The sequence below is a fragment of the Sphingomonas sp. NBWT7 genome (assembly GCF_014217605.1).
Lineage (GTDB): Bacteria > Pseudomonadota > Alphaproteobacteria > Sphingomonadales > Sphingomonadaceae > Sphingomonas.
The window spans coordinates 1,059,680-1,079,398 of record NZ_CP043639.1 but is presented as its reverse complement, the minus strand read 5'-3'; the positions used below and the strand labels follow the sequence as shown (position 1 = coordinate 1,079,398).

The following is a 19,719-nucleotide window of genomic DNA, read 5'->3' as shown; positions in this document are numbered from 1 at the left end:
CTCTCAGCCGTACCGGCCGGTGATGTAATCGGTGGTGCGCCGCTCGCGCGGATTGGTGAAGATGTCGTTGGTGTCGCCGTACTCGATCAGCTCGCCGAGGTGGAAGAAGGCGGTCTTCTGGCTGACGCGTGCCGCTTGCTGCATGTTGTGCGTGACGATGACGATTGCGTAGCGCCCGCGCAGATCGTGGATCAGCTCCTCGATCCGCGCGGTGGCGATCGGATCGAGCGCGCTGCACGGCTCGTCCATCAGGATAACTTCGGGATCGACCGCGATCGCGCGCGCGATGCACAGCCGCTGCTGCTGGCCGCCCGACAGCGCGGTGCCGCTGTCCGCCAGGCGGTCCTTCACCTCGCCCCAAAGGCCGGCGCGGGTGAGCGACTGTTCGACGATCCGATCGAGATCGCCCTTGCCGCTCGCCAGGCCGTGGATGCGGGGGCCGTAGGCAACGTTCTCGTAGATCGACTTGGGGAAGGGATTGGGTTTCTGGAACACCATGCCGACGCGCGCGCGCAGCTGCACCACGTCCATCTCGCGCGCGTAGATATCCTCGCCATCGAGGCGTATATCGCCGGTGACACGCGCCGCGGCGACGGTGTCGTTCATCCGGTTGAGCGTGCGCAGAAAGGTGGACTTGCCACACCCCGACGGACCGATGAAGGCGGTGACGTCCTCCTGATCGACGTCGATCGAGACGTCGTTGATCGCCTGCTTGTCTCCGTAGAAGACGTTGACGTTGTGGGCCGTGATCTTGTGCGTCACCAGCGGGTCTCGAAGCGGTTGCGCAGATAGATGGCGAGGCCATTCATCGCGAGCAGGAAGACGAGAAGGACGATGATCGCGGCGGACGTCTTCTCGACGAACCCGCGCTGCACCTCGTCCGACCAGAGAAAGATCTGCACGGGCAGCACCGTCGCGGGATCACCCAGCCCGGCGGGCGGGGCGGCGATGAAGGCGCGCATGCCGATCATCAGCAACGGCGCAGTTTCGCCGAGCGCGCGCGCCATGCCGATGATCGTGCCGGTGAGAATGCCCGGCAGCGCGAGCGGCAGAACGTGGTGGAAGACGACCTGCACCGGGCTGGCGCCGATGCCGAGCGCGGCGTCGCGGATCGAGGGCGGCACCGCCTTGATCGCGTTACGCCCGGCGATGACGATGACGGGCATCGTCATCAGCGCGAGGGTGAGCCCGCCGACGATCGGCGCCGAACGTGGCAGGCCGAGCGTGCCGAGGAACACCGCGAGGCCGAGCAGCCCGAAGATGATCGAGGGGACGGCGGCGAGGTTGTTGATCGATACTTCGATGAGATCCGTCCAGCGATTCCGCGGCGCGTACTCCTCGAGATAGAGCGCGGAAAGGACGCCGATCGGAAAGGCGAGGATCAGCGTGACCGCCATCGTCAGCAGCGATCCTTTGAGCGCGCCCCAGATGCCGACACGCGTCGGATCGGTCGAATCCGCGCCGTCAAAGAAGCCGATGTTAAGGCCGCGCGACAGTGAGCCGCGCAGGACGGCAACGGTTTGTTCGGCGGTCGCGCCGCCGGCACCCTTATACGCCATGTCAATGTCGCTCGCGACGGGCACGTCGAGCGTCGCCTTGCGGCGCAGCAGCGAGGGATCAGCCTTGATCGCGTCGCGCACGCGCAGCCATGCGCCGTCCGACAGCAGCGCCGCGCCGCCACTTGCCCCGAAGGTCGCGCCCGCTGCGCTGTCGACGACGCCTTCGAGCCCCGCCCCGGCGAGCGCGAGATCGGCGCGCTGGCCGCGCAGCTGCTCGGGCGTGACGGCGAGCGTCGCGCGCGCAAAATCGATCGGCAGCGCGAGGCGCGTCTCGGTGAAGCCCGAGGCGCCCTGCGCGATCATGGTGACGATGAGAAAGGCGAGGAACCCGGCGGACAGCAGGATCGCGCCCAGCCCAAGCGCGCGGAAGCGACGCTCGGCGGCGTAGCGCCGTGCGATGCGGCGGCGCATCGCATCGGTCCGCCAATCGGTCGGCGCGCGCTCAGTCATAGGCTTCACGATAGCGTTTGACGACGACGAGCGCGACGATGTTGAGCAGCAGCGTCACGACGAAGAGCGTCAGCCCGAGCGCAAAGGCGGCGAGCGTCTTGGCGCTGTTGAACTCCGCCTCGCCGGTGAGCAGGTCGACGATCTGCTTGGTGACGGTGGTGGTGCTGGCGAAGGGGTTGAGTGTCAGCGCGGCGACACCCGACGCCGCCATGACGACGATCATCGTCTCGCCGATCGCACGGCTGACGGCGAGGAGCACACCGCCAACGATGCCGGGCAGCGCCGCGGGCACGAGGACCCGGCGGATCGTCTCGGACGGGGTTGCGCCCATCGCGAGGCTGCCGTCGCGCATCGAGCTCGGCACCGCGGCGAGCGAATCGTCCGCCATCGAGGAGACGAAGGGGATGATCATCACGCCCATGACGAGCCCGGCGGCGAGCGCGCTCTCGCTGCTGGCCCAGGTGATGCCGATCGCGACCGCGAAATCGCGCACCGCGGGTGCGACGGTGAGCGCGGCAAAATAGCCGTAGACGACGGTCGGCACGCCGGCGAGGATTTCGAGCAGCGGCTTCATCCAGCGACGCGTCGATGCCTTGGCATATTGGGTGAGGTAGATCGCGCTCATCAAGCCGAACGGAATCGCCACGATCATCGCGATCACCGCGCCGATGAAGAACGTGCCCCAGAACAGCGGCACCGCGCCGAGGCTCGCGCCGGGATCGCGCGCGTCGATCACTTGCGGCGACCAGTGCGTGCCAAACAGAAAGTCGGTGATCGGCACGATCGCGAAGAAGCGCGCACTCTCGAACAGCAGGCTGGCGACGATGCCAACGGTGGTCAGGATCGCGATCAGCGATGCGGCGAGCAGCGCGAGCATGACGATCCGTTCGACCTTGGTACGCGCGGCGAAATTGGGTCGGACGCGGATGATCGCGAAGGCGAAGCCGGCGAAGGCGAGAAGTGCGGCAAGCCCGGTCGCGATCCAGTCGTAACGGCGCTGCGCGGTCGCATAGGCGGGCGCAAGCACCTCCGACAGATTATGGAAGGCGCCGAAGGCATCGCCGCGCGACAGGTAGCGCGCTTCGGACAGGATGGCAGCGCGCGCGAAGCCGGGCGGGGGGAGGGCGGCAGCGGCGGGGGTGGCGAGCACCGCATCGGTGACGAGCGCGGGCGACACGAACCACCAGATTGTGAGAAAAACGAGCGGTGGCAGTATCGTCCACAGGGCGACGTACCAGCCGTGGTGCGCCGGCAGCGCGCTGAACCGGCCGACCGAGCCGCTGCGGAATACCGCGGCGCGCGCGCGGGCGACGAACCACGCGATCAGCCCAAGTGCGACGACGACGAGGAACAGGACGCCGAGGGTCACGGCAGCGCGGCTGGATCGAGCGGCGTCTCGCTGCGCACGATCGCCGCGGCGCGTGCCTGGACGTCGGCGGGCGCCGCAATCAGGCCACGACGCGCCAGGGGCCCGTCCGCGCTCCACAGCCGGGCATAATGACGGATGAACTGCCGGAGCCCCGGTACGGCGTCGAGATGGGCCTTCTTTACGTAAAGGTAGAGCGGGCGGGCGCCGGGATAGCTGCCGTCGGCGATCGACGCGTCGGTCGGCGCGACGCCGGCGATCGGCACGGCGTTAACCGCGCCGGCATTCTCCTCGAGATAGGAATAGCCGAAGACCCCAATCGCATTGGCATTGGCGGTGAGCTTCTGCACGATGAGATTGTCGTTCTCGCCGGCGTCGACATAGGCGCCGTCCTCGCGCACGCGCTGGCAGCGGGCCTTGAATGCCTCCTCGTTGCGCGCCTTCAGCGCCTTGGCCTGCGGATCCACCGCCTCGCATCCCTTCGCGAGGATCAGTTCGGCGAGCGCGTCGCGCGTTCCGCTCGTCGCCGGCGGGCCGTAGACCTGGATCGGGATCGCCGGCAGCGATCGATCGACGTCATGCCACGTCCGCGCAGTGTTCGGTCGCCCGCCCGGCGTCGCTGCCAGCGCGCGATAGAGATCGGCTGGCGTTAGCGTCATGCGCGGGCCGTTCTTCGCCTCGGCGAAAGCGACGCCGTCGATCCCGATCTGAATCTCGAGCAGGTCGCGCGCGCCGTTCCGCGCGCAGGCGTCATATTCGCTGCGCTTCATCCGGCGCGACGCGTTCTCGATATCGGGGTGCGCCGCGCCGATGCCGGTGCAGAACAGCTTCATCCCGGCGCCGGTGCCGGTCGATTCGATCACCGGCGGGCGAGCCTGTGGATTGTTGGCGAGATATTGTTCGGCGACGATCGTTGTGAACGGATAGACCGTCGACGATCCGACCGCGGTGATCTGCGCGCGCGCGCCAGCGCCACCGCTCGCCTGATCGTGGCACGCCGTGGCAAGCGCTAGCAGCACGATCGGCATGGCGGCACGAATCATTGGCATCCCGGTATCCGTCGCACCGAGGCGACGCCGCGCCTGTGTGACACCAGCGTTACCGGTTAATGACACCCGTGGCGGCGGGTGCGCGCGCCGCCGCGGAGGGCGTGCGCAGGGTGACCGTGACGCGCGTGCCTTCGTTCGGGCGGCTGGTGATGTCGAACCGCCCGCGATGCCGCTCGACGATGTGCTTGACGATCGCGAGACCGAGGCCGGTGCCGCCGACTGAGCGGCTGCGGCCGGGATCGACGCGGTAGAAACGCTCGGTCAGCCGCGGAATATGCTCGGGCGCGATGCCTTCGCCCTGATCGGCGACGACGAGGCGGACGACGTCACCGCCATGCGTTAGCGAGACCCGGATCGGTGTGCCCGCTCGCCCGTATTTCATCGCGTTGCCGATGAGGTTGTGAAGCAATTGGGAGAGTTGAACGCGGTCGCCGAGCACCGGGATCGGGGCCGGTTCATGCTCGAGGATGATGTCGCGGCCGCGCCCGTCGTGTCCGTCCGCCAGCGCGTCGCGCGTTTCGTCCACCAGCGCCGCGAGGTCGACCGCCTCCGACGGTGCACGAAACTTGTCCGCTTCGATCCGCGACAGGCTCATCAGATCGTCGACCAGTCGCTCCATGCGACGCGCCTCGTCGAACACGATCTTGAGGAAGCGCGCGCGGATCGCAGGATCTTCGCCGGCCGCGTCTGATAGCGTCTCGACGTAGCCGAGGATCGAGGCGAGCGGCGTGCGCAGTTCGTGGCTCGCGTTGGCGACGAAATCGACTCGCATCCGCTCGGCGGCGTGGCTGCCGCTGCGATCGACGAGATGGACCAGTCGGCGCCCCCCGTCGAGCGGCGCGACGCGCATCTCCCAGCGCTGGTCGGCGGTGCCCAGACCGACGAGTTCGACCGCTCCTTCGTCATCGTCGCCCGCCAGTGCCGCCGTGGCCGCCGGATGGCGGATCACGGTGCGCGTGTCTTCGCCCACGATATGCGTGCCCAGCAGGGCGAGCGCGGCACTGTTCGCGGCGGTCACGCGCGATCCGGCGAGGACGAGCAGCGGATCGGCAAGCGCGTCGAGGAGCGGCGCAGGTTGCTCGTGGCTTGGGGCGGGCATGAGTGCGTCCGGCTCGACGTCGGGTCGGCGCCCGGCGGTCGTGGCGAGCACCGCCGCCGCGCCGCCGACTACGACGAGCGCGACGGCGTCGAGCCCTGCGCCGATCAACGCCACGGCGAGCGCCGTCACCAGAACGATGCTCATCGCGGTCCAGCCACGCGGAGAGATGATCTCGCCCATGTCGCTTAAGTTCCTTGCCCGGCCCGCCCTGATCTGCGCGGCGGCTATGGCACGGCCGCGCGAGCAACGACAGTCGCGCGCGCGACGATGGTTAACGTCCCGCATCGGAACGCCGCTGCGGGGCTTCTTGTGTCCGCATTAGGATTATGGAAGGGCGAAATGGTGGATAAGCGTCCGATGAGCGAACCCGAAAGCCAAGACGATCCCGTCGCGCCGCAGCGCCGACGTGTGCTGCGGCTTGGCGCGGTCGGCGCGGTCGCGGTCGTCTCGATCCGCCCGGCGATGGCGCAGGCGTATGGATCGATCCTAACGTGCGAGATCCCGGTGCCCGATCCGGGCCGCACCGGCGGGTATATCAACAAGGACGGCAAGGTGGTGCCCGCGGGGACGCAGGGTGCGTTCGCGCCGCCGGGTCGTCCGCTGAAGGGCGAGGACGTCCGTCGCGCCCTAGCGACCGGGGGCACGCTTCCCGGCGTCGATTACGAGCGCAGCCGTGCCTATCTCAAATACGTTCAGAGCCTGCGCAGCGGATCGGCGGGGTTCACCTGCTTCGCCTCGCTGCAGATGCCGCGCAAGTAGGATGGCCGGCGCGACGCGCTATCGCGCGCCGCCAGCGGACGGATTGGCGATCGTCGCGCTCGACGACCTGACGGCGGTCTTCCACCGCGCGTCGGGGATCACGCATCTTATCGCGCCGACGACGCTCGACCTGCTCGACGCGCTCGGCGGGCGGTGGCTGACGCTGGACGCGGTGGAGCAGACGTTCGAGCTGGTCGAGGGCGGCCGTACCGCGCTTCTGGAAACGCTCGACGCGCTCACCGTCGCCGGATTGATCGAGCGGGCATGAGACATCGCTTCGCGGTTCGCGTCGGCCCGATCGGCTTTCGCGTAGGGTCCGAATGGCGCGCGCCGATCGCGGCACTGCAAGCGCTCTATCGTGACTACCCACGCCTCGACGGTGTGCCCGACTTTACCGTGCGGCTCGAAGCCTCAAGACCGTGGCGACGCTGGGTCCGCCCGTCTGTGACGATCGCGGGCGACTATGCGATACCCGACGCTGCGCCGCTGCCGTTGCGGCACGGTCTGCTCGCCGCGGAAATGGGAATGAACCTGCAGATGGCGCTCGGCCAGCGGCGGTTCCTGCTGCTTCACGCCGCAGCGGTCGCGCGCAAGGGGCGGGCCGTGATCATGACGGGCGAGTCGGGCGCGGGGAAGTCGACGCTCGCCGCACTGCTGCAGACGCGCGGTTGGCGGCTGCTCGCCGACGAGTTCGTGCTGATCGATCCCGCGACCGGGCTCGTGCACCCCTTTCCCCGGCCGGTGAGCTTGAAGAATGCGGCGATCGGGGTGGCGCGAGCAGCGCTGCCCGATGCGACGTTCGGGCCGCTGCTGACAGGTACGCCGAAGGGTGACATCCGCCATCTGCTGCCGCAGCCCGAAGCTATCGCGGCCATGACCGAGGCGGTAAAGCCGATGCTGCTGCTGTTCCCGCAATTCGGCCGCGCGGCGGAAACGCGCGCCGTGGGGGCGGGCGAGGCGTTCGTTCGGCTGACGCAGGCGTCGACCAACTACGTCGGGCTCGGCGAACGGGGGTTCGACGCGCTGACGCGCTTGGTGCGCGATGTGACGCGTGCGGCGATCGATTATCCCGATACGGCATCGGCGGCGGCGATGATCGAGGACTTGTGGTGATCGCGGCGGCGAGGCTCGTCGCGCTGCTCATCGATCCCGCCCAAGCCGGGACGGTCGGGCCGGGTGCATGGACCGAAATCCTTGCAGTAGCGCGCGCCGAGCAACTGATCGGCACGCTCGCGATACGACTGGCGGGTATGGATCTGCCGCCAAGCGTCCTGTCGGTTCTCGACGGGGCGCGCGCAACCGCGCTCGAGGGCAGGCGACAGGCGCTGTGGGAGGCGGAGATGGGGCGCCGTGCGCTCGCGGGTGTCGTCGCGCCGCTGATCCTGCTGAAGGGAACGGCGTTTGTCGCTGCCGGGCTCGACGCGGGGCAGGGAAGATCGATCGGCGATCTCGACATTCTGGTACCGCGGCCGATGCTGGACGTCGCGGAGCAGGCGTTGCTCGCCGGCGGATGGATGTGGGTCAAGCCCGATCCGTACGACGACGCCTATTACCGGCGCTGGATGCACGAACTGCCCCCAATGCTCCATCCCGAGCGCGACCGCATGATCGACGTGCATCATACCATCCTGCCGCCGACCGCGCGGCTGTCACCGGATGCCGATAAGCTGATCGCTGCGGCCGTACCGCTCGGTAACGGCCTCGCGATGCTTTCGGCCGAGGATATTGTGATCCACGCGGCGATCCACCTCTTCGCCGATGGCGATCTCAGCGGCGGGCTGCGCAACCTGTGGGACATCGACCGCCTGCTGCGCGAGTTCCGCAACGGCGACGAGACGTTTTGGCTGAAGCTGGCGGCGCGCGCGGCGGAACATGATGCGGAGCCAGTCGTCGCGCGCGCGCTGCGATTGAGTCACGCCTTGTTCCGGACGCCGGTGCCCGCGGCTTGGCGACGTGCGACAGCCACCGACCGGCTGTTCATCCGCCGCCTGCTCGCCCGCGACGGCTGGGGCAGGGGGACGCGCCCGGCGACGCGGCTGGCGTTCTACGTCCGGTCGCACTGGATGCGCATGCCGCCGGCGCTGCTCGCCCGGCATCTATGGATCAAGTGGCAACGCGGCGCCGCCGGCGGCTGAGCGCGACGACCACCAGGACGCCGGCGATGATCGCGGTATCGGCGATCCAGTCCATGATGTCGCAGTCGCGGTGCAGCGCCGGGATCGACTGGACGACTTCGATCATCGCGCCGAGGAACGACAGGCGCTCACCGATCCGCAGCAGCGGGGTGGCAGGATAGGCGGCGACCGCCAGTACCGTGAGCGTGCCGAACGCCAGCATATGCTGATATTTGTCGCCGTCGATCGGCACGTGCGGCGGATGGGGAAGGACCGCCATCGTCACGGCAAAAAGCGTCGCGCCGAGTAGTAGCAGCTGCCAACCTCCGCGATGCATGGCGCTCATGCGAACCGCTCGAGCGTCGGCACCAGATCGTCAAAGTGGTCGATGATCGCCTCAGCGCCGAGCTCCTCGACCGGCTGCATCAGAAAGCCGAAGCGGCAGGCGATCGCGGGAACGCCGGCAGCGTGCGCGGCCGACACGTCGTAGATCGAATCGCCGACGAACACCGCGTGCCCACCGCCCGACCGCTCGATCATCGCCTGGATCGGTAAGGGCGACGGCTTGGCATTCCCGGGCCCCATCGTGTCGCCGCCAATGACGCAGGCGAGGCGATCGATAAGGCCGACACCGCGCAGGACCTCCAGCGCGAAACCTTCCAGCTTGTTGGTCACCACCGCCACCCGCGCGCCGCGCGCCGCGATCGCGTCGAGCGCGGCGACTGCGCCGGGATAGGGCGCGGTAAGCACGCAGATGTTCGCCTGGTAATGATCGAGCAGGATGCGGTGCAGCCGATCGAGCAGCGCATCGTCGCCGCCCCCCGTCGCTGTCAGCCCTTGCGCCAGCATGTGCCGCGCCCCACCACCGATCATTGGCTTGATTGCGGCGACCGACAGCGGAGGGCGGCCGTCCTGTGCCAGCGCATAATTGACCGCGGCGGCAAGATCGCCGCTGGTGTCGAGAAGCGTGCCGTCGAGGTCGAAGCCGACGATGTCAAAGGGTAAGCGGGCCATCGCGCGGAAGCGGTGGCGACAAGCTATGGAAATGGCAAGCATCTGGTGGCACAGGCGCGCGGATGAACCGCCCGCTTGCCGCCATCGTCCTTGCCGCCGGCAAGGGCACGCGCATGAAATCCGATCTGCACAAGGTGCTGCATCCGCTCGCCGGCCGGCCGATGCTGCTGCATCTGCTCGACAGCGTCGCCGCGCTCGAGCCCGAGCGGACCGTGGTGGTGGTCGGCGCCGGCCGAGAGCAGGTCGAGCGCGCCGTCGCGCCGCTCGGCGTACATGTCGCGCACCAAGCTGAGCAACTCGGCACCGGCCATGCGGTGCGGCAGGCTGAGGCCGCGCTCGACGGATTCGTCGGTGATGTACTGATCCTCTACGGCGACGTGCCGCTGGTGACGGCGGCAACGATGCGGCGGATGATCGAGCGGTTGCACGCGGCGGACGCCCCGGCGGCGGCGGTGCTCGGGTTCCGCCCTGCCGAAGCCGGCGCCTACGGCCGTGTGATCGCCGACGCTGACGGGCGGATCGACCGGATGGTCGAATTCAAGGACGCGACCGACGAAGAGCGGGCCGAAACGCTGTGCAACTCCGGCCTGATGGCGGTGCGCGGCGAGCAACTGTTCGCGTTGCTCGCACGGATCGGCAACGCCAACGCCGCGGGCGAATATTACCTCCCTGATATCGTCATGCTCGCGGGCGCGGACGGAAACGCGTCGGCAGTGATCGAAACGGCGGAAGACGAGGTAGCCGGGGTTAACAGCCGTGGTGAACTCGCCGCGGTCGAGGGCGAGTGGCAGAAGCGCCGGCGCACCGCCGCGATGGCTGACGGCGTCAGCCTGATCGCACCGGACACCGTCTGGTTCAGCCACGACACCACGCTCGGCCGCGACGTCGTGATCGAGCCGAACGTCGTCTTCGGACCCGGCGTCGCTGTGGACGACGGCGCGACGATCCATGCGTTCAGCCATCTGGAAGGCGCGCGCGTCGGCACAGGCGCTTCGGTCGGCCCGTTCGCGCGGCTACGGCCGGGTGCAGTGATGGAGCGTGGCGCGCGCGTCGGCAACTTCGTCGAAATGAAGAAAGCGGTGCTGGGCGCGGGCGCCAAGGCCAATCACCTGACGTATCTCGGCGATGCCGAGATCGGCGCCGGGGCGAACATCGGCGCCGGCACGATCACCTGCAATTACGACGGGTTCCTGAAATACCGGACGGTCATCGGGGCGGGCGCCTTCATCGGCTCGAACACCGCGCTGGTCGCGCCGGTGACGATCGGCGACGGCGCGATCATCGCGGCGGGATCGACGATCACCGCCGATGTCGAGGCCGATGCGCTGGCGCTTGTCCGGCCGCCACAGACGACGAAGAAGAATTGGGCATCGCGCTTTCGCGACGTGATGCGCGCGCGAAAGGAAGCTCGCTAAATGTGTGGGATCGTTGGGGTATTGGGGCAGGGGCCGGTTGCCGATCGGCTGCTCGACGGGCTCAAGCGGCTGGAATATCGCGGCTATGATTCCGCCGGGATCTGTACCATCAACGATGGCGCGTTCGAACGCCGCCGCGCGCCGGGCAAGTTGAAGAATCTGGCGCAGCGGCTCGCCGAGGATCCGCTGCCGGGCGACAGCGGGATCGCGCATACGCGCTGGGCGACGCACGGCGCGCCGACAGTCGACAACGCGCATCCGCATATCGTTGGCGACGTGGTGATCGTGCACAACGGCATCATCGAGAACTTCAAGCCGCTGCGCGACGAGCTGATCGCCGAGGGCCGCGAGTTCCGCAGTCAGACCGATACCGAAGTGGTGGCGCATCTGATTGCGCGCGAGGTGGAAGGCGGGGCCGAGCCGCGCGCCGCTCTCGCCGCTGTGCTGCCGCGCCTCCACGGCGCGTTCGCGCTGGGCGTGATGGTTCGTACGCATCCCGATCTGCTGCTCGGCGCGCGGCTCGGCGCGCCGCTGACCGTGGGGTTCGGCGAGGGCGAGAACTTCCTGGGGTCGGACGCGCTCGCGCTCGCGCCGTTGACGCAGCGGATCGCGTATCTCGAGGAGGGCGACTGGGTCGCCATCACGCGCGATGCCGTCGAGATCTACGATCGCGACAATCAGCGTGTCGAGCGGCCGATCGTCAACTCCGGCGCGTCGGGGCAGATGATCGATAAGGGTAATCATCGCCACTTCATGCAAAAGGAGATCTACGAACAGCCCGTCGTCGTCGCGCAGACGCTGCGCTCGTACTTGCGGCCGCTCGAGGCGAAGGTCGCGCTCCCTGACATGGAGTTCGACCTTTCCACCGTCGAGCGCGTGGTCATCGTCGCCTGCGGGACCGCCAGCTACGTCGGCATGATCGGAAAATACTGGATCGAGCAGCTCGCGCGCATCCCCGTCGAGGTCGATGTCGCGAGCGAGTATCGCTACCGCGATCCAGTGCTGCTGCCCAATACCCTTGGGCTGGTGATCTCGCAGTCGGGCGAGACCGCCGATACGCTGGCTGCGCTGCGCCACATGAAGGCAGGCAACGTCACCACGGGCGGGATCATCAACGTGCCGACCAGCTCGATGGCGCGCGAGGTCGACCTCCTGCTACCGACCCACGCCGGCCCGGAGATCGGCGTTGCATCGACCAAGGCCTTCACCTGCCAGTTGGCGGTGATGGCGGCGCTGGCGACCAATCTGGCGCGCGCCAAGGGCCGGCTGGCTGACGAGGCGGACGTCGTCGGGCATCTTCAGCAGGTGCCGGAAGCGATGAGCCTCGCGCTGGCGCACGATCAGGACATCGAGCAGATGGCGCCCAAGATCGCGGCGGCGCGGGACGTGCTTTACCTTGGCCGTGGCCCGGAGTTTCCGCTGGCGCTGGAAGGCGCATTGAAACTCAAGGAAATCAGTTACATTCACGCCGAAGGTTACGCGTCGGGTGAGATGAAGCACGGCCCGATCGCGCTGATCGACGATCAGGTTCCGCTTATCGTCATCGCGCCCTCGGGGCCGCTGTTCGACAAGACGGTGAGCAACATGCAGGAGGCGCAGGCGCGCGGCGCGCAGGTGGTGCTGATCTCCGACGCCGAGGGTATCGCGCAGGCAGGTGAGAACACCATCGCCACGATCGAGATGCCCAAGGTGCACCCGCTGATCGCGCCGCTGGTCTATGCCGTACCGGTGCAGCTTCTCGCCTATCACGTCGCCGTGGCGAAAGGCACCGACGTCGATCAGCCGCGCAATCTGGCGAAGTCGGTTACCGTCGAGTGACACCGAGCGTCCCCCCGGAAAAGGGGGGCGCCTGTTTCTAGTCGAAGCCGCGTTCGAGGAAACGCTCGGCGAGCGTGCAGTGCATGGCGATGCCCGTCGCCATGACGTTTTCGTCGATCGTCATGCGCGTATTGTGCAACGGCGGGTTGGTCCGGGGATCCGAGCCAGCTGCCGCCACGCCGACGAATGCCATCGCCCCCGGGATGTCGCGAAGGACGTAGGAGAAATCCTCGCCGCCCATCATCGGCGCGGGCATCTGTGACCAGCCGCGCTCGCCCGACAGCGTGCCCGCCACGTCGCGCATCATGGCGGTGGCGCGCGGATCGCAGAAGGTGACCGGATAGCCGGCGTCGATCGACACGTCCGCCGTGCAGCCGTGAGCGGCAGCGATGCCGCGCGCGATCTCGCCAAAGTCTGCCCGCGCACCTTCGCGCGTATGTTCAGACAAGGTGCGAAGTGTGCCCATCAACGTCACATCGTCGGGGATGATGTTGTGGCTGCTCCCGGCGTGGATCTGGGTAATCGTCAGCACGGCAGGATCTGCGACTGGAACGCGGCGCGCGACGTAGCTCTGCAAGGCGCCGACAATCTCGCACGCGACCGGTACGGGATCGATCGCGTCGTGCGGCATTGCGGCGTGGCCGCCCTTGCCGCGGATCGTCGCGTGCAGCGTGTCGGTTGAGGCGAGCAGCGGCCCCTCGCGGCCAACGAAGACACCGGCGGGCGCGTTGGGCGAGATATGCAACGCGAAGGCAGCTTCGGGACGCGCGATATCGAGCAGGCCGTCCTCGATCATATGCCGGGCGCCGTGATGGCCTTCCTCCCCCGGCTGGAACATGAAGACGACCGTTCCAGGCAGCTGATCCTTGCGGGCGCACAATGCGCGCGCGGCGCCGGCGAGCATCGCCGAATGCGCGTCGTGCCCGCAGGCGTGCATCGCGCCGGGGATGGTCGACGCGAAATCGAGCCCGGTTTCCTCCGTCATCGGCAGCGCATCCATGTCACCACGCAGCAGCACCGTGCGCATGTTGCTGCCCGATGCCCCCGCGCGTCCGCCGCGCAGGATTGCGACGAAGCCCGTCGTCGAGGTGCTGTCGTGGATTTCGAGCGGCAACCCCGTGAGCGCCGCCTTCAGTTTCGCCGACGTCTTCGGGCAGTCGTTGCCGATCTCGGGCTCGGCGTGGATCGCGCGGCGCAGGGCGACGGCGTCGGCTAGCTCCGCTGCGCCGGCAGCGCGCCAGTCGATGCGGGTGAGGGGGGCGTTCATGCGCTATCCTTTCGCTGAGCCGCCACCCTAAGCCGCGTCACGGCCGGGCGCAAACCTGGGCTACCAGGTGACGGCGATCTTCCCGAAGTGCCCCGCACCTTCCAGGTAGCGGAAAGCCTCGGCGAGATCGGCGAGCGAGAAGGTCCGATCGATGACGGGGCGGATTGCCGCTGCCTCGAGGGCACGTACGAAATCTTCCTGCTCATCGCGGCTGCCGACGACAAGCCCCTGTAATCGCGCCTGTTTCACCATCAGCGCAGCAGTCGGAACCTCGCCCGCCGCGCCGGTGAGGACGCCGATCAATGCGATATGGCCGCCGATGCGGACCGCCTCGATCGACTGCGCTAGCGTGCCCGGCCCCCCAACCTCGACGACGATGTCGACGCCCCGTCCGCCGGTAAGATCGCGGACGGTGCGGCCCCACTTCTGCTGCTGCTTGTAGTTCACCGTATGTGTCGCGCCGAGAGCCTTGGCCCGTGCAAGCTTCTCGTCCGAGGAAGATGTGACGATGACCTCGCAGCCCATCGCGCGGGCAATCTGGAGCGCGTAGATCGACACGCCGCCGGTGCCGAGGACGAGCGCCTTGTCACCCGCCTTGAGCCCGCCGTCGACCACCAGTGCGCGCCATGCGGTGAGGCCGGCGGTGGTGATTGTCGCGGCTTCCGCGTGGCTCCAGCCCGCCGGCGCCTTGGTGAAAGCGGTGGCGGGAAGAACGACGCGTTCGCGCGCGAAGCCGTCGATCCCGTCGCCGGGAACGCCACGGAAGTCGCCGACGCGCGGCGGGCCGCTCTGCCACTCCGGGAAGAAGCAGGAAACGACAGCGTCGCCGACACCGAAATCGGTCACGCCTTCGCCGACGGCCTCGACGGTGCCCGCACCGTCGGCGAGCGGGATGCGGCCGTCGGCAGTCGGCGACATTCCTGCGCAGACAAGATAATCGTGGAAGTTCAGAGAACTGGCGTGGGGCGCTACGCGGACTTCTCCACGCCCGGGCTGACCGGGATCGGGCAGGTCGGAAAAGGCGAGCTTATCGAGGCCGCCGGGTGCAGCGAGGGTGACGGCTTTCACTTGGCTGGCTCCGATGGTGCGGGCGCGGTGCGACGCGCGGTTTTTACCGGGACGGTCGGCTCGAGCATCTGGCCCTTCATGATGCCTTCGCCCTTCGTCGGCGAGGTCGGCATGTCCATGATGCGGCGGACGACGTTCATCCCCTCGACGACGTGGCCGAAAACTGCATAGCCGGGATCGGTCGCGGTAGCATCCATGCCGGGCGTGTTGCCGACGATGATGAAGAAATCCCCGCGCGCCGTGCCGGGTGACGCCATCGCCATTGAAATCGCGCCGTCCGAATGGGTTAGCCCGGTCTTCGTGGTCGGTTCGTGAGCGATAGGGGGCAGCGTGCGCTTGGGATCGTTCTGCGTGCCGAACTGGATAAAGCCGTAGCCGGGCTGCACCTTTACCGTGCGGTAGAAGACCGTGCCGTCGAGCCGCTTTCCATCAACATATTTGAGGAAGTTCGCGGCGGTGATCGGGGCCTTTTGATGCTCGATCGCGAGCACAATCGGGCCGGCGGCGGTGGTGATCGTGACGCGTGTGAGGGGTTTGGGAGGGGTTGGTGTAGGCTGCGGGGGTGTTTGCGCGGCCGGTAGCGCGCCCGGTGCCGTCGGCGGTGGTACGTTGGTTGCGGTCTGCGCGGCGAGCGGTGTCGCGAGCGTTGCGAGCCCGGCGGCGAGGACGAACGACGCGCGCGTCATGCGAGTTTCGCCGCGAGCAGCGCGATCGTTTCGTCCGGACTGCCCGACAGCTGGATCGCATAGGTGCCAGGAGCAAGCTTGAAGTCGACCATCTTCTGGACGCCGCTGCAGCGCGGGCCGTGCGCATGGGCGACGGACGTGACCGCCTTGCCGCCCTGCACCAGATCGACCCATGCCTTGCCGCCGAGCGCGATGCGATAGGTGCCGGATGCGGTGATCGCGAGCGACAGCGTGCCGCCATTGCCGTCCGCCACCTTCGCGGCACGGGCAAGCGCGAGGTGGCGCGCCGGATGGAGCGAGACGAACGCGGCCTGACCGACCGATACCGTCGCGCCCTCGCCGGGCTTCGTGCCCGCGCTGACCGGCTGCTGCTGCGACCAACCGGCAAGCTCGGGCGGCATCGCGACGCGGACGGTGGCGCAGGCCGGATCCGTAGCCGCGGCTTGCGCGGAGGCGGACGCCGGCAGCGCCACGAGGGCGAGCATGGTTAGATATCGGGCAGGTACGCGGGGCATCGATCGATCCTTCAAGGGTGCCGACAACCTACCCTGCTTCACCGGCGGCGGGAAGCGCGCAGCCTTCCCCGGCGGCAACTTGCGCGCATCGGGTGGCTGTGTTCTTTGCCGGGCGACGTACGAGCGTGTCGGAAGCTCAAGGCGAGCGGCAGCAGGAGAGTGTGACATGGCGACCAACGCGAGCGAACCGCGCGAGGCTCGCACCCCGATCCCCGCGCCGCCGGGACTGCCCGTTGTCGGCCACCTCCACCAGATCGCGCGCGCCGGGCTGATCGGGCATCTGCTGCGCGTCAGCCGCGATTTTCCGGAGGGCATCTTCAAGCTACGCTTTGGCAGCCGCGTGTCGTTGTTCGTTACCAATCCCGATCTCGTCGCCGAGCTTTCCGACGAGACGCGGTTTCGCAAAATGCCGGGGCCTGGCCTGCGCGTGGTGCGTAAGTTCGCGGGGGACGGTCTGTTCACCGCGTTCAGCGAGGAGCCGAATTGGGGCAAGGCGCACCGCATCCTGCTGCCCGCGTTCAGCCAGCGCGCGATGCGCGGCTATTTCGACATGATCGTCGAGGTGTGCGACCAACTCGTCGCCAAGTGGGAGCGCGCGGCGGGGACCGACGTGCTCGTCGCCGACGACATGACGCGGCTGACGCTCGATTCGATCGCGATCGCGGGGTTCGGCCACCGCTTCAACTCGTTCGAGCGCGAGGAGCTCGACAGCTTCCTGCTGGCGCTCGGCCGGGCGCTGAGCGAGGCCTTGTCGACGATCACGCGGCTGCCGATCCAGAACCGCTTCGCCAAGAAAGCCAAGGCACAATACGAGGCCGATATCGAGGAGATGAACGCGCTGGTCGACGGCATTATCTCCGACCGCCGCGTGCACCCGACCGACGGCAAGGACCTGCTCAACCTGATGCTGACCGCCGTCGACCCCGAGACGGGCGAGGGGCTCGACGACATCAACATCCGCTATCAGGTGCTCACCTTCCTGATTGCCGGCCACGAGACGACGAGCGGGATGTTGACGTTCGCGTTCAGTTACTTGCTGCGCAATCCTGCGATCCTGGCGCAGGCTTACGCCGAGGTCGATCGCGTGATGGCGGGCGATGTGCGGCCGGACTATGTGCATGTCGCAAAGCTCGAGGTGATCGAACGTATCCTGAAGGAGGCGCTGCGGCTGTGGCCGACCGCGCCGGCGTTCAGCGTCGCGCCGTTCGAGGACGAAATGATCGGCGGCAAGTGGCTGATGCGCAAGGATCGCCCGGTCAACGTCTTCGCACCCGGGCTGCACCGCTTCCCCGCTGCGTGGCCCGACCCGGAAAGCTTCGACATCGATCGCTGGCTGCCCGAGAACGAGGCGGCGCGGCATCCGCACGCCTACAAGCCATTCGGCAATGGCGAGCGCGCGTGCATCGGGCGCCAGTTCGCGATGGTAGAGGCGAAGATTGCGATGGCGATGCTGCTGCGGCGCTTCGCGATCGGCGATCCGCATTCGTACAAGCTGGCGATCAAGGAAACGCTGTCGATCAAGCCCGACGATTTCTGGATGCGCATTCGGCTGCGCCAGCCGCACGAGCGGCTCCAGCTGGCGAGCCCGCCGCCGGAAGCCGCGAACGATGCCGCGGTCGGATCGGTCGCGGGGACGGGGCTGCAGTTCGCCGTGCTCTACGGATCGTCGCTGGGCACCGCGCGCGACATCGCCGAGGAGATCGCCGAGCGCGCGCGGCTCGACGGGTTCGAGGTGGTCGTCCGCTCGCTCGACGAGAGCTTCAAGGGCGGCGCGGCACCGCAGGACAAGGTGATCGTGATCGTCACCGCGACCTACAACGGCCGCGCGCCCGACAGCGCGGTGGAAGTCGAGCGTGCGCTCGACGCCGGGCTGTTCGAGGATGCCGACTGGAGCGGCGCGCGCGTCGCCGTGCTTGGCGTCGGCAACAGCCAATGGCCCAATTATCAGGTATTTCCGAAGCGTATCGCAGCCGCCGTTGAGAAGGCTGGCGCGACGATCCTCGTGCCGCGCGCAGAGGCGGACGGGCAGGGCGATTTCGACGGCGCGGTGAGCGACTTCGTTCGCGGCGTGTGGCAGGCGCTGGGCAGCGAGAGCGGGCCGAGCGAGGCCATGGCGTCGCTTTCGCTAACGTTGGTCGATGCCGCTGACACGCGCGCGCAGGCGCTGCCCGAGCACGCGCAGCGGCTGGAGATCGTGAGCAACGACGAGCTGGTCCGACCGGCGGACGGGCTGTGGGATTTCGCGCAGGAACCGCCGCGCCCGTCGACCCGGCTGATCCGCATCCGTCTGCCCGAAGGACAGGTGTATCATACTGGCGACCATATCGCGGTCTATGCGCGCAACCGGCCTGAGCTGGTGGCGCGCGCGATCGACCGGCTTGGGCTGGACGGCGTACGGCAGGTGCGGCTTGCCAAGACCGATGGGGGGCAAGGTGGGCGGTTCAAGCATCTGCCGCTCGGCCAGACGGTGACCGTCGCGCAGCTGCTGACCGATTTCATCGAACTCTCCGATCCGCTACCGAAGCGCGCGTTCGGCGTCGTCGCGGCGCAGACGCGGTGCCCGGATACCAAGCGCAAGCTCGCGGCGCTTGAGGCCGAGTACGAAGATGCGGTGGCGGCGAAGCGGCTGACGCTGATCGACCTGCTCGACGCGCACCCGGCGGCGGAATTGTCATTCGAGAGCCTAGTCGAGCTGTCGGCGCCGATTGCGCCGCGCTTCTATTCGATCGCCTCTTCACCGCTGGTGGCGCCGGATGTCGCCGACCTGATCGTCGGCACGATGGCGGCGCCCGCTTGGTCAGGGCTTGGCGAACATCGCGGCTTCGCCTCGGGCTATATGGGCGGCGTCCGGGCAGGAGATCATGTGTTCGGCTACGTTCGCCGGCCCAACCCGCCGTTCGCGCCGCCGGCGGACGTGTCGGTGCCGATGATCCTGATCGGCCCGGGGACGGGCTTTGCCCCACTGCGCGGCTTTCTGCAGGAGCGCGCGCAGCAGAAGGCGGCGGGCGAGGACGTGGCGACGAGCCTGCTGTTCTTCGGCTGCCGCCATCCAGAGCATGACTGGTTCTGCCGTGACGAGATGGAAGGCCGGGCGGCTGACGGGGTGGTCGATCTTTACACCGCGTTCTCGGCGGTGCCCGCAAGCCCTTGGAAATTCGTGCAGGATGTGCTGTGGGCCGAGCAGGATAAGGTGTGGGCGGCGCTTCAGGCGGGCGCGTCGATCTATCTGTGCGGTGACGGCAAGTTCATGGCGCCCGCCGTGCGCGACACGCTGATCCGCATCCAGATGCAGCAGGTGGGCGACGAGCATGCGCAGGGATCGGCGTGGCTCGAAGGGCTGATCGCGCAGGGCCGCTTCCACCAGGACGTGTTCGGCTTCGGCAAATAGGCGGGATCTAAAGCCGTGTCCCTGTCCCGCTTCGGAACCAAAGCGCCGTCGTTGGCGCTTACCGCCTCGATAACCTGAAACGGGCTTGATCCGCGGACGCCGACCGCGCAGCGTCGTCATAAGGCCCGAAAAGGGCGAACAGGGGAGAGGCC

General features: G+C 68.0%; 18 protein-coding genes. 7 read left to right on the top strand and 11 right to left on the bottom strand.

The window, feature by feature from the left end; all coding sequences use genetic code 11:
* Window positions 1–3: 3 nt before the first annotated feature.
* From pstB to F1C10_RS05350, 5 genes are read right to left on the bottom strand one after another with little or no spacing between them, the layout of a single operon-like run.
* Window positions 4–762, bottom strand: coding sequence for a phosphate ABC transporter ATP-binding protein PstB (gene pstB, locus F1C10_RS05370; RefSeq protein ID WP_185209429.1), 759 nt, complete (start codon window positions 760–762; stop codon window positions 4–6).
* Entirely contained in the window at window positions 759–2,009 is a 1,251-nt protein-coding gene (pstA, locus tag F1C10_RS05365) for a phosphate ABC transporter permease PstA (RefSeq protein WP_258043086.1), read from the bottom strand. The genes pstB and pstA overlap by 4 nt, the downstream gene beginning before the upstream one ends.
* Entirely contained in the window at window positions 2,002–3,378 is a 1,377-nt protein-coding gene (pstC, locus tag F1C10_RS05360) for a phosphate ABC transporter permease subunit PstC (protein ID WP_185209427.1), read from the bottom strand. The genes pstA and pstC overlap by 8 nt, the downstream gene beginning before the upstream one ends.
* Entirely contained in the window at window positions 3,375–4,418 is a 1,044-nt protein-coding gene (locus tag F1C10_RS05355) for a substrate-binding domain-containing protein (protein ID WP_185210092.1), read from the bottom strand. Before F1C10_RS05355 ends, pstC begins: the two co-directional genes overlap by 4 nt.
* Before the next feature lie 55 nt (window positions 4,419–4,473).
* On the bottom strand, window positions 4,474–5,703 hold the full coding sequence (locus tag F1C10_RS05350) for an ATP-binding protein (protein ID WP_185209425.1): 1,230 nt from the start codon (window positions 5,701–5,703) through the stop codon (window positions 4,474–4,476).
* A 177-nt stretch (window positions 5,704–5,880) separates the two neighbouring features.
* On the opposite strand from F1C10_RS05350, the gene F1C10_RS05345 reads away from it, so the two are divergent.
* From F1C10_RS05345 to F1C10_RS05330, 4 genes are read left to right on the top strand one after another with little or no spacing between them, the layout of a single operon-like run.
* Complete coding sequence (locus F1C10_RS05345; protein WP_144037230.1) at window positions 5,881–6,282, top strand: hypothetical protein; 402 nt, start codon at window positions 5,881–5,883, stop codon at window positions 6,280–6,282.
* A gap of 1 nt (window position 6,283) precedes the next feature.
* Window positions 6,284–6,550, top strand: coding sequence for an HPr-rel-A system PqqD family peptide chaperone (locus F1C10_RS05340; protein ID WP_185209424.1), 267 nt, complete (start codon window positions 6,284–6,286; stop codon window positions 6,548–6,550).
* The gene (locus F1C10_RS05335; RefSeq protein ID WP_185209422.1) at window positions 6,547–7,395 is read left to right on the top strand and encodes an HprK-related kinase A; all 849 of its coding nucleotides are present in this window, start codon (window positions 6,547–6,549) and stop codon (window positions 7,393–7,395) included. The genes F1C10_RS05340 and F1C10_RS05335 overlap by 4 nt, the downstream gene beginning before the upstream one ends.
* On the top strand, window positions 7,395–8,417 hold the full coding sequence (locus F1C10_RS05330; protein ID WP_185210090.1) for a nucleotidyltransferase family protein: 1,023 nt from the start codon (window positions 7,395–7,397) through the stop codon (window positions 8,415–8,417). Before F1C10_RS05335 ends, F1C10_RS05330 begins: the two co-directional genes overlap by 1 nt.
* Here F1C10_RS05330 and F1C10_RS05325 read toward each other — a convergent pair.
* Window positions 8,386–8,742, bottom strand: a complete 357-nt coding sequence (locus F1C10_RS05325; RefSeq protein ID WP_258043085.1) for a hypothetical protein — start codon at window positions 8,740–8,742, stop codon at window positions 8,386–8,388. The two genes, F1C10_RS05330 and F1C10_RS05325, sit on opposite strands and share 32 nt — an antisense overlap.
* Window positions 8,739–9,410 carry an HAD-IA family hydrolase gene (locus F1C10_RS05320; protein WP_185209420.1) on the bottom strand — a complete coding sequence of 224 codons (672 nt, stop codon included), beginning with the start codon at window positions 9,408–9,410 and terminating at the stop codon, window positions 8,739–8,741. The genes F1C10_RS05325 and F1C10_RS05320 overlap by 4 nt, the downstream gene beginning before the upstream one ends.
* 62 nt (window positions 9,411–9,472) lie before the next feature.
* On the opposite strand from F1C10_RS05320, the gene glmU reads away from it, so the two are divergent.
* On the top strand, window positions 9,473–10,825 hold the full coding sequence (gene glmU, locus F1C10_RS05315; protein ID WP_185209418.1) for a bifunctional UDP-N-acetylglucosamine diphosphorylase/glucosamine-1-phosphate N-acetyltransferase GlmU: 1,353 nt from the start codon (window positions 9,473–9,475) through the stop codon (window positions 10,823–10,825).
* Window positions 10,826–12,643, top strand: a complete 1,818-nt coding sequence (gene glmS / locus F1C10_RS05310; RefSeq protein WP_185209416.1) for a glutamine--fructose-6-phosphate transaminase (isomerizing) — start codon at window positions 10,826–10,828, stop codon at window positions 12,641–12,643.
* A gap of 37 nt (window positions 12,644–12,680) precedes the next feature.
* Here glmS and F1C10_RS05305 read toward each other — a convergent pair whose 3' ends face one another.
* The 4 genes from F1C10_RS05305 to F1C10_RS05290 are packed head-to-tail and all read right to left on the bottom strand — an operon-like array spanning window position 12,681 to window position 16,149.
* Window positions 12,681–13,910, bottom strand: a complete 1,230-nt coding sequence (locus F1C10_RS05305) for a M20 family metallopeptidase (protein WP_185209414.1) — start codon at window positions 13,908–13,910, stop codon at window positions 12,681–12,683.
* 60 nt (window positions 13,911–13,970) lie between these two features.
* On the bottom strand, window positions 13,971–14,978 hold the full coding sequence (locus F1C10_RS05300) for an NAD(P)-dependent alcohol dehydrogenase (protein ID WP_185209412.1): 1,008 nt from the start codon (window positions 14,976–14,978) through the stop codon (window positions 13,971–13,973).
* Window positions 14,975–15,664, bottom strand: coding sequence for a peptidylprolyl isomerase (locus F1C10_RS05295; RefSeq protein WP_185209410.1), 690 nt, complete (start codon window positions 15,662–15,664; stop codon window positions 14,975–14,977). Before F1C10_RS05295 ends, F1C10_RS05300 begins: the two co-directional genes overlap by 4 nt.
* Window positions 15,661–16,149: a homogentisate 1,2-dioxygenase gene (locus tag F1C10_RS05290; protein WP_185209408.1), complete on the bottom strand. Its 489-nt coding sequence runs from the start codon at window positions 16,147–16,149 to the stop codon at window positions 15,661–15,663. Before F1C10_RS05290 ends, F1C10_RS05295 begins: the two co-directional genes overlap by 4 nt.
* Before the next feature lie 196 nt (window positions 16,150–16,345).
* Here F1C10_RS05290 and F1C10_RS05285 point away from each other — a divergent pair, with 196 nt between their 5' ends.
* Window positions 16,346–19,567 carry a bifunctional cytochrome P450/NADPH--P450 reductase gene (locus F1C10_RS05285; protein WP_185209406.1) on the top strand — a complete coding sequence of 1,074 codons (3,222 nt, stop codon included), beginning with the start codon at window positions 16,346–16,348 and terminating at the stop codon, window positions 19,565–19,567.
* The last annotated feature ends 152 nt before the right edge of the window (window positions 19,568–19,719 follow it).

Coding starts and splice junctions, on each gene's coding strand:
- pstA (WP_258043086.1), bottom strand. CDS start 2,009: ATGACTGAGCGCGCGCCGACCGATTGGCGGACCGATGCGATGCGCCGC.
- F1C10_RS05355 (WP_185210092.1), bottom strand. CDS start 4,418: ATGATTCGTGCCGCCATGCCGATCGTGCTGCTAGCGCTTGCCACGGCG.
- F1C10_RS05350 (WP_185209425.1), bottom strand. CDS start 5,703: ATGGGCGAGATCATCTCTCCGCGTGGCTGGACCGCGATGAGCATCGTT.
- F1C10_RS05345 (WP_144037230.1), top strand. CDS start 5,881: ATGAGCGAACCCGAAAGCCAAGACGATCCCGTCGCGCCGCAGCGCCGA.
- F1C10_RS05340 (WP_185209424.1), top strand. CDS start 6,284: ATGGCCGGCGCGACGCGCTATCGCGCGCCGCCAGCGGACGGATTGGCG.
- F1C10_RS05335 (WP_185209422.1), top strand. CDS start 6,547: ATGAGACATCGCTTCGCGGTTCGCGTCGGCCCGATCGGCTTTCGCGTA.
- F1C10_RS05325 (WP_258043085.1), bottom strand. CDS start 8,742: ATGAGCGCCATGCATCGCGGAGGTTGGCAGCTGCTACTACTCGGCGCG.
- F1C10_RS05320 (WP_185209420.1), bottom strand. CDS start 9,410: ATGGCCCGCTTACCCTTTGACATCGTCGGCTTCGACCTCGACGGCACG.
- glmU (WP_185209418.1), top strand. CDS start 9,473: ATGAACCGCCCGCTTGCCGCCATCGTCCTTGCCGCCGGCAAGGGCACG.
- glmS (WP_185209416.1), top strand. CDS start 10,826: ATGTGTGGGATCGTTGGGGTATTGGGGCAGGGGCCGGTTGCCGATCGG.
- F1C10_RS05305 (WP_185209414.1), bottom strand. CDS start 13,910: ATGAACGCCCCCCTCACCCGCATCGACTGGCGCGCTGCCGGCGCAGCG.
- F1C10_RS05295 (WP_185209410.1), bottom strand. CDS start 15,664: ATGACGCGCGCGTCGTTCGTCCTCGCCGCCGGGCTCGCAACGCTCGCG.
- F1C10_RS05290 (WP_185209408.1), bottom strand. CDS start 16,149: ATGCTCGCCCTCGTGGCGCTGCCGGCGTCCGCCTCCGCGCAAGCCGCG.
- F1C10_RS05285 (WP_185209406.1), top strand. CDS start 16,346: ATGGCGACCAACGCGAGCGAACCGCGCGAGGCTCGCACCCCGATCCCC.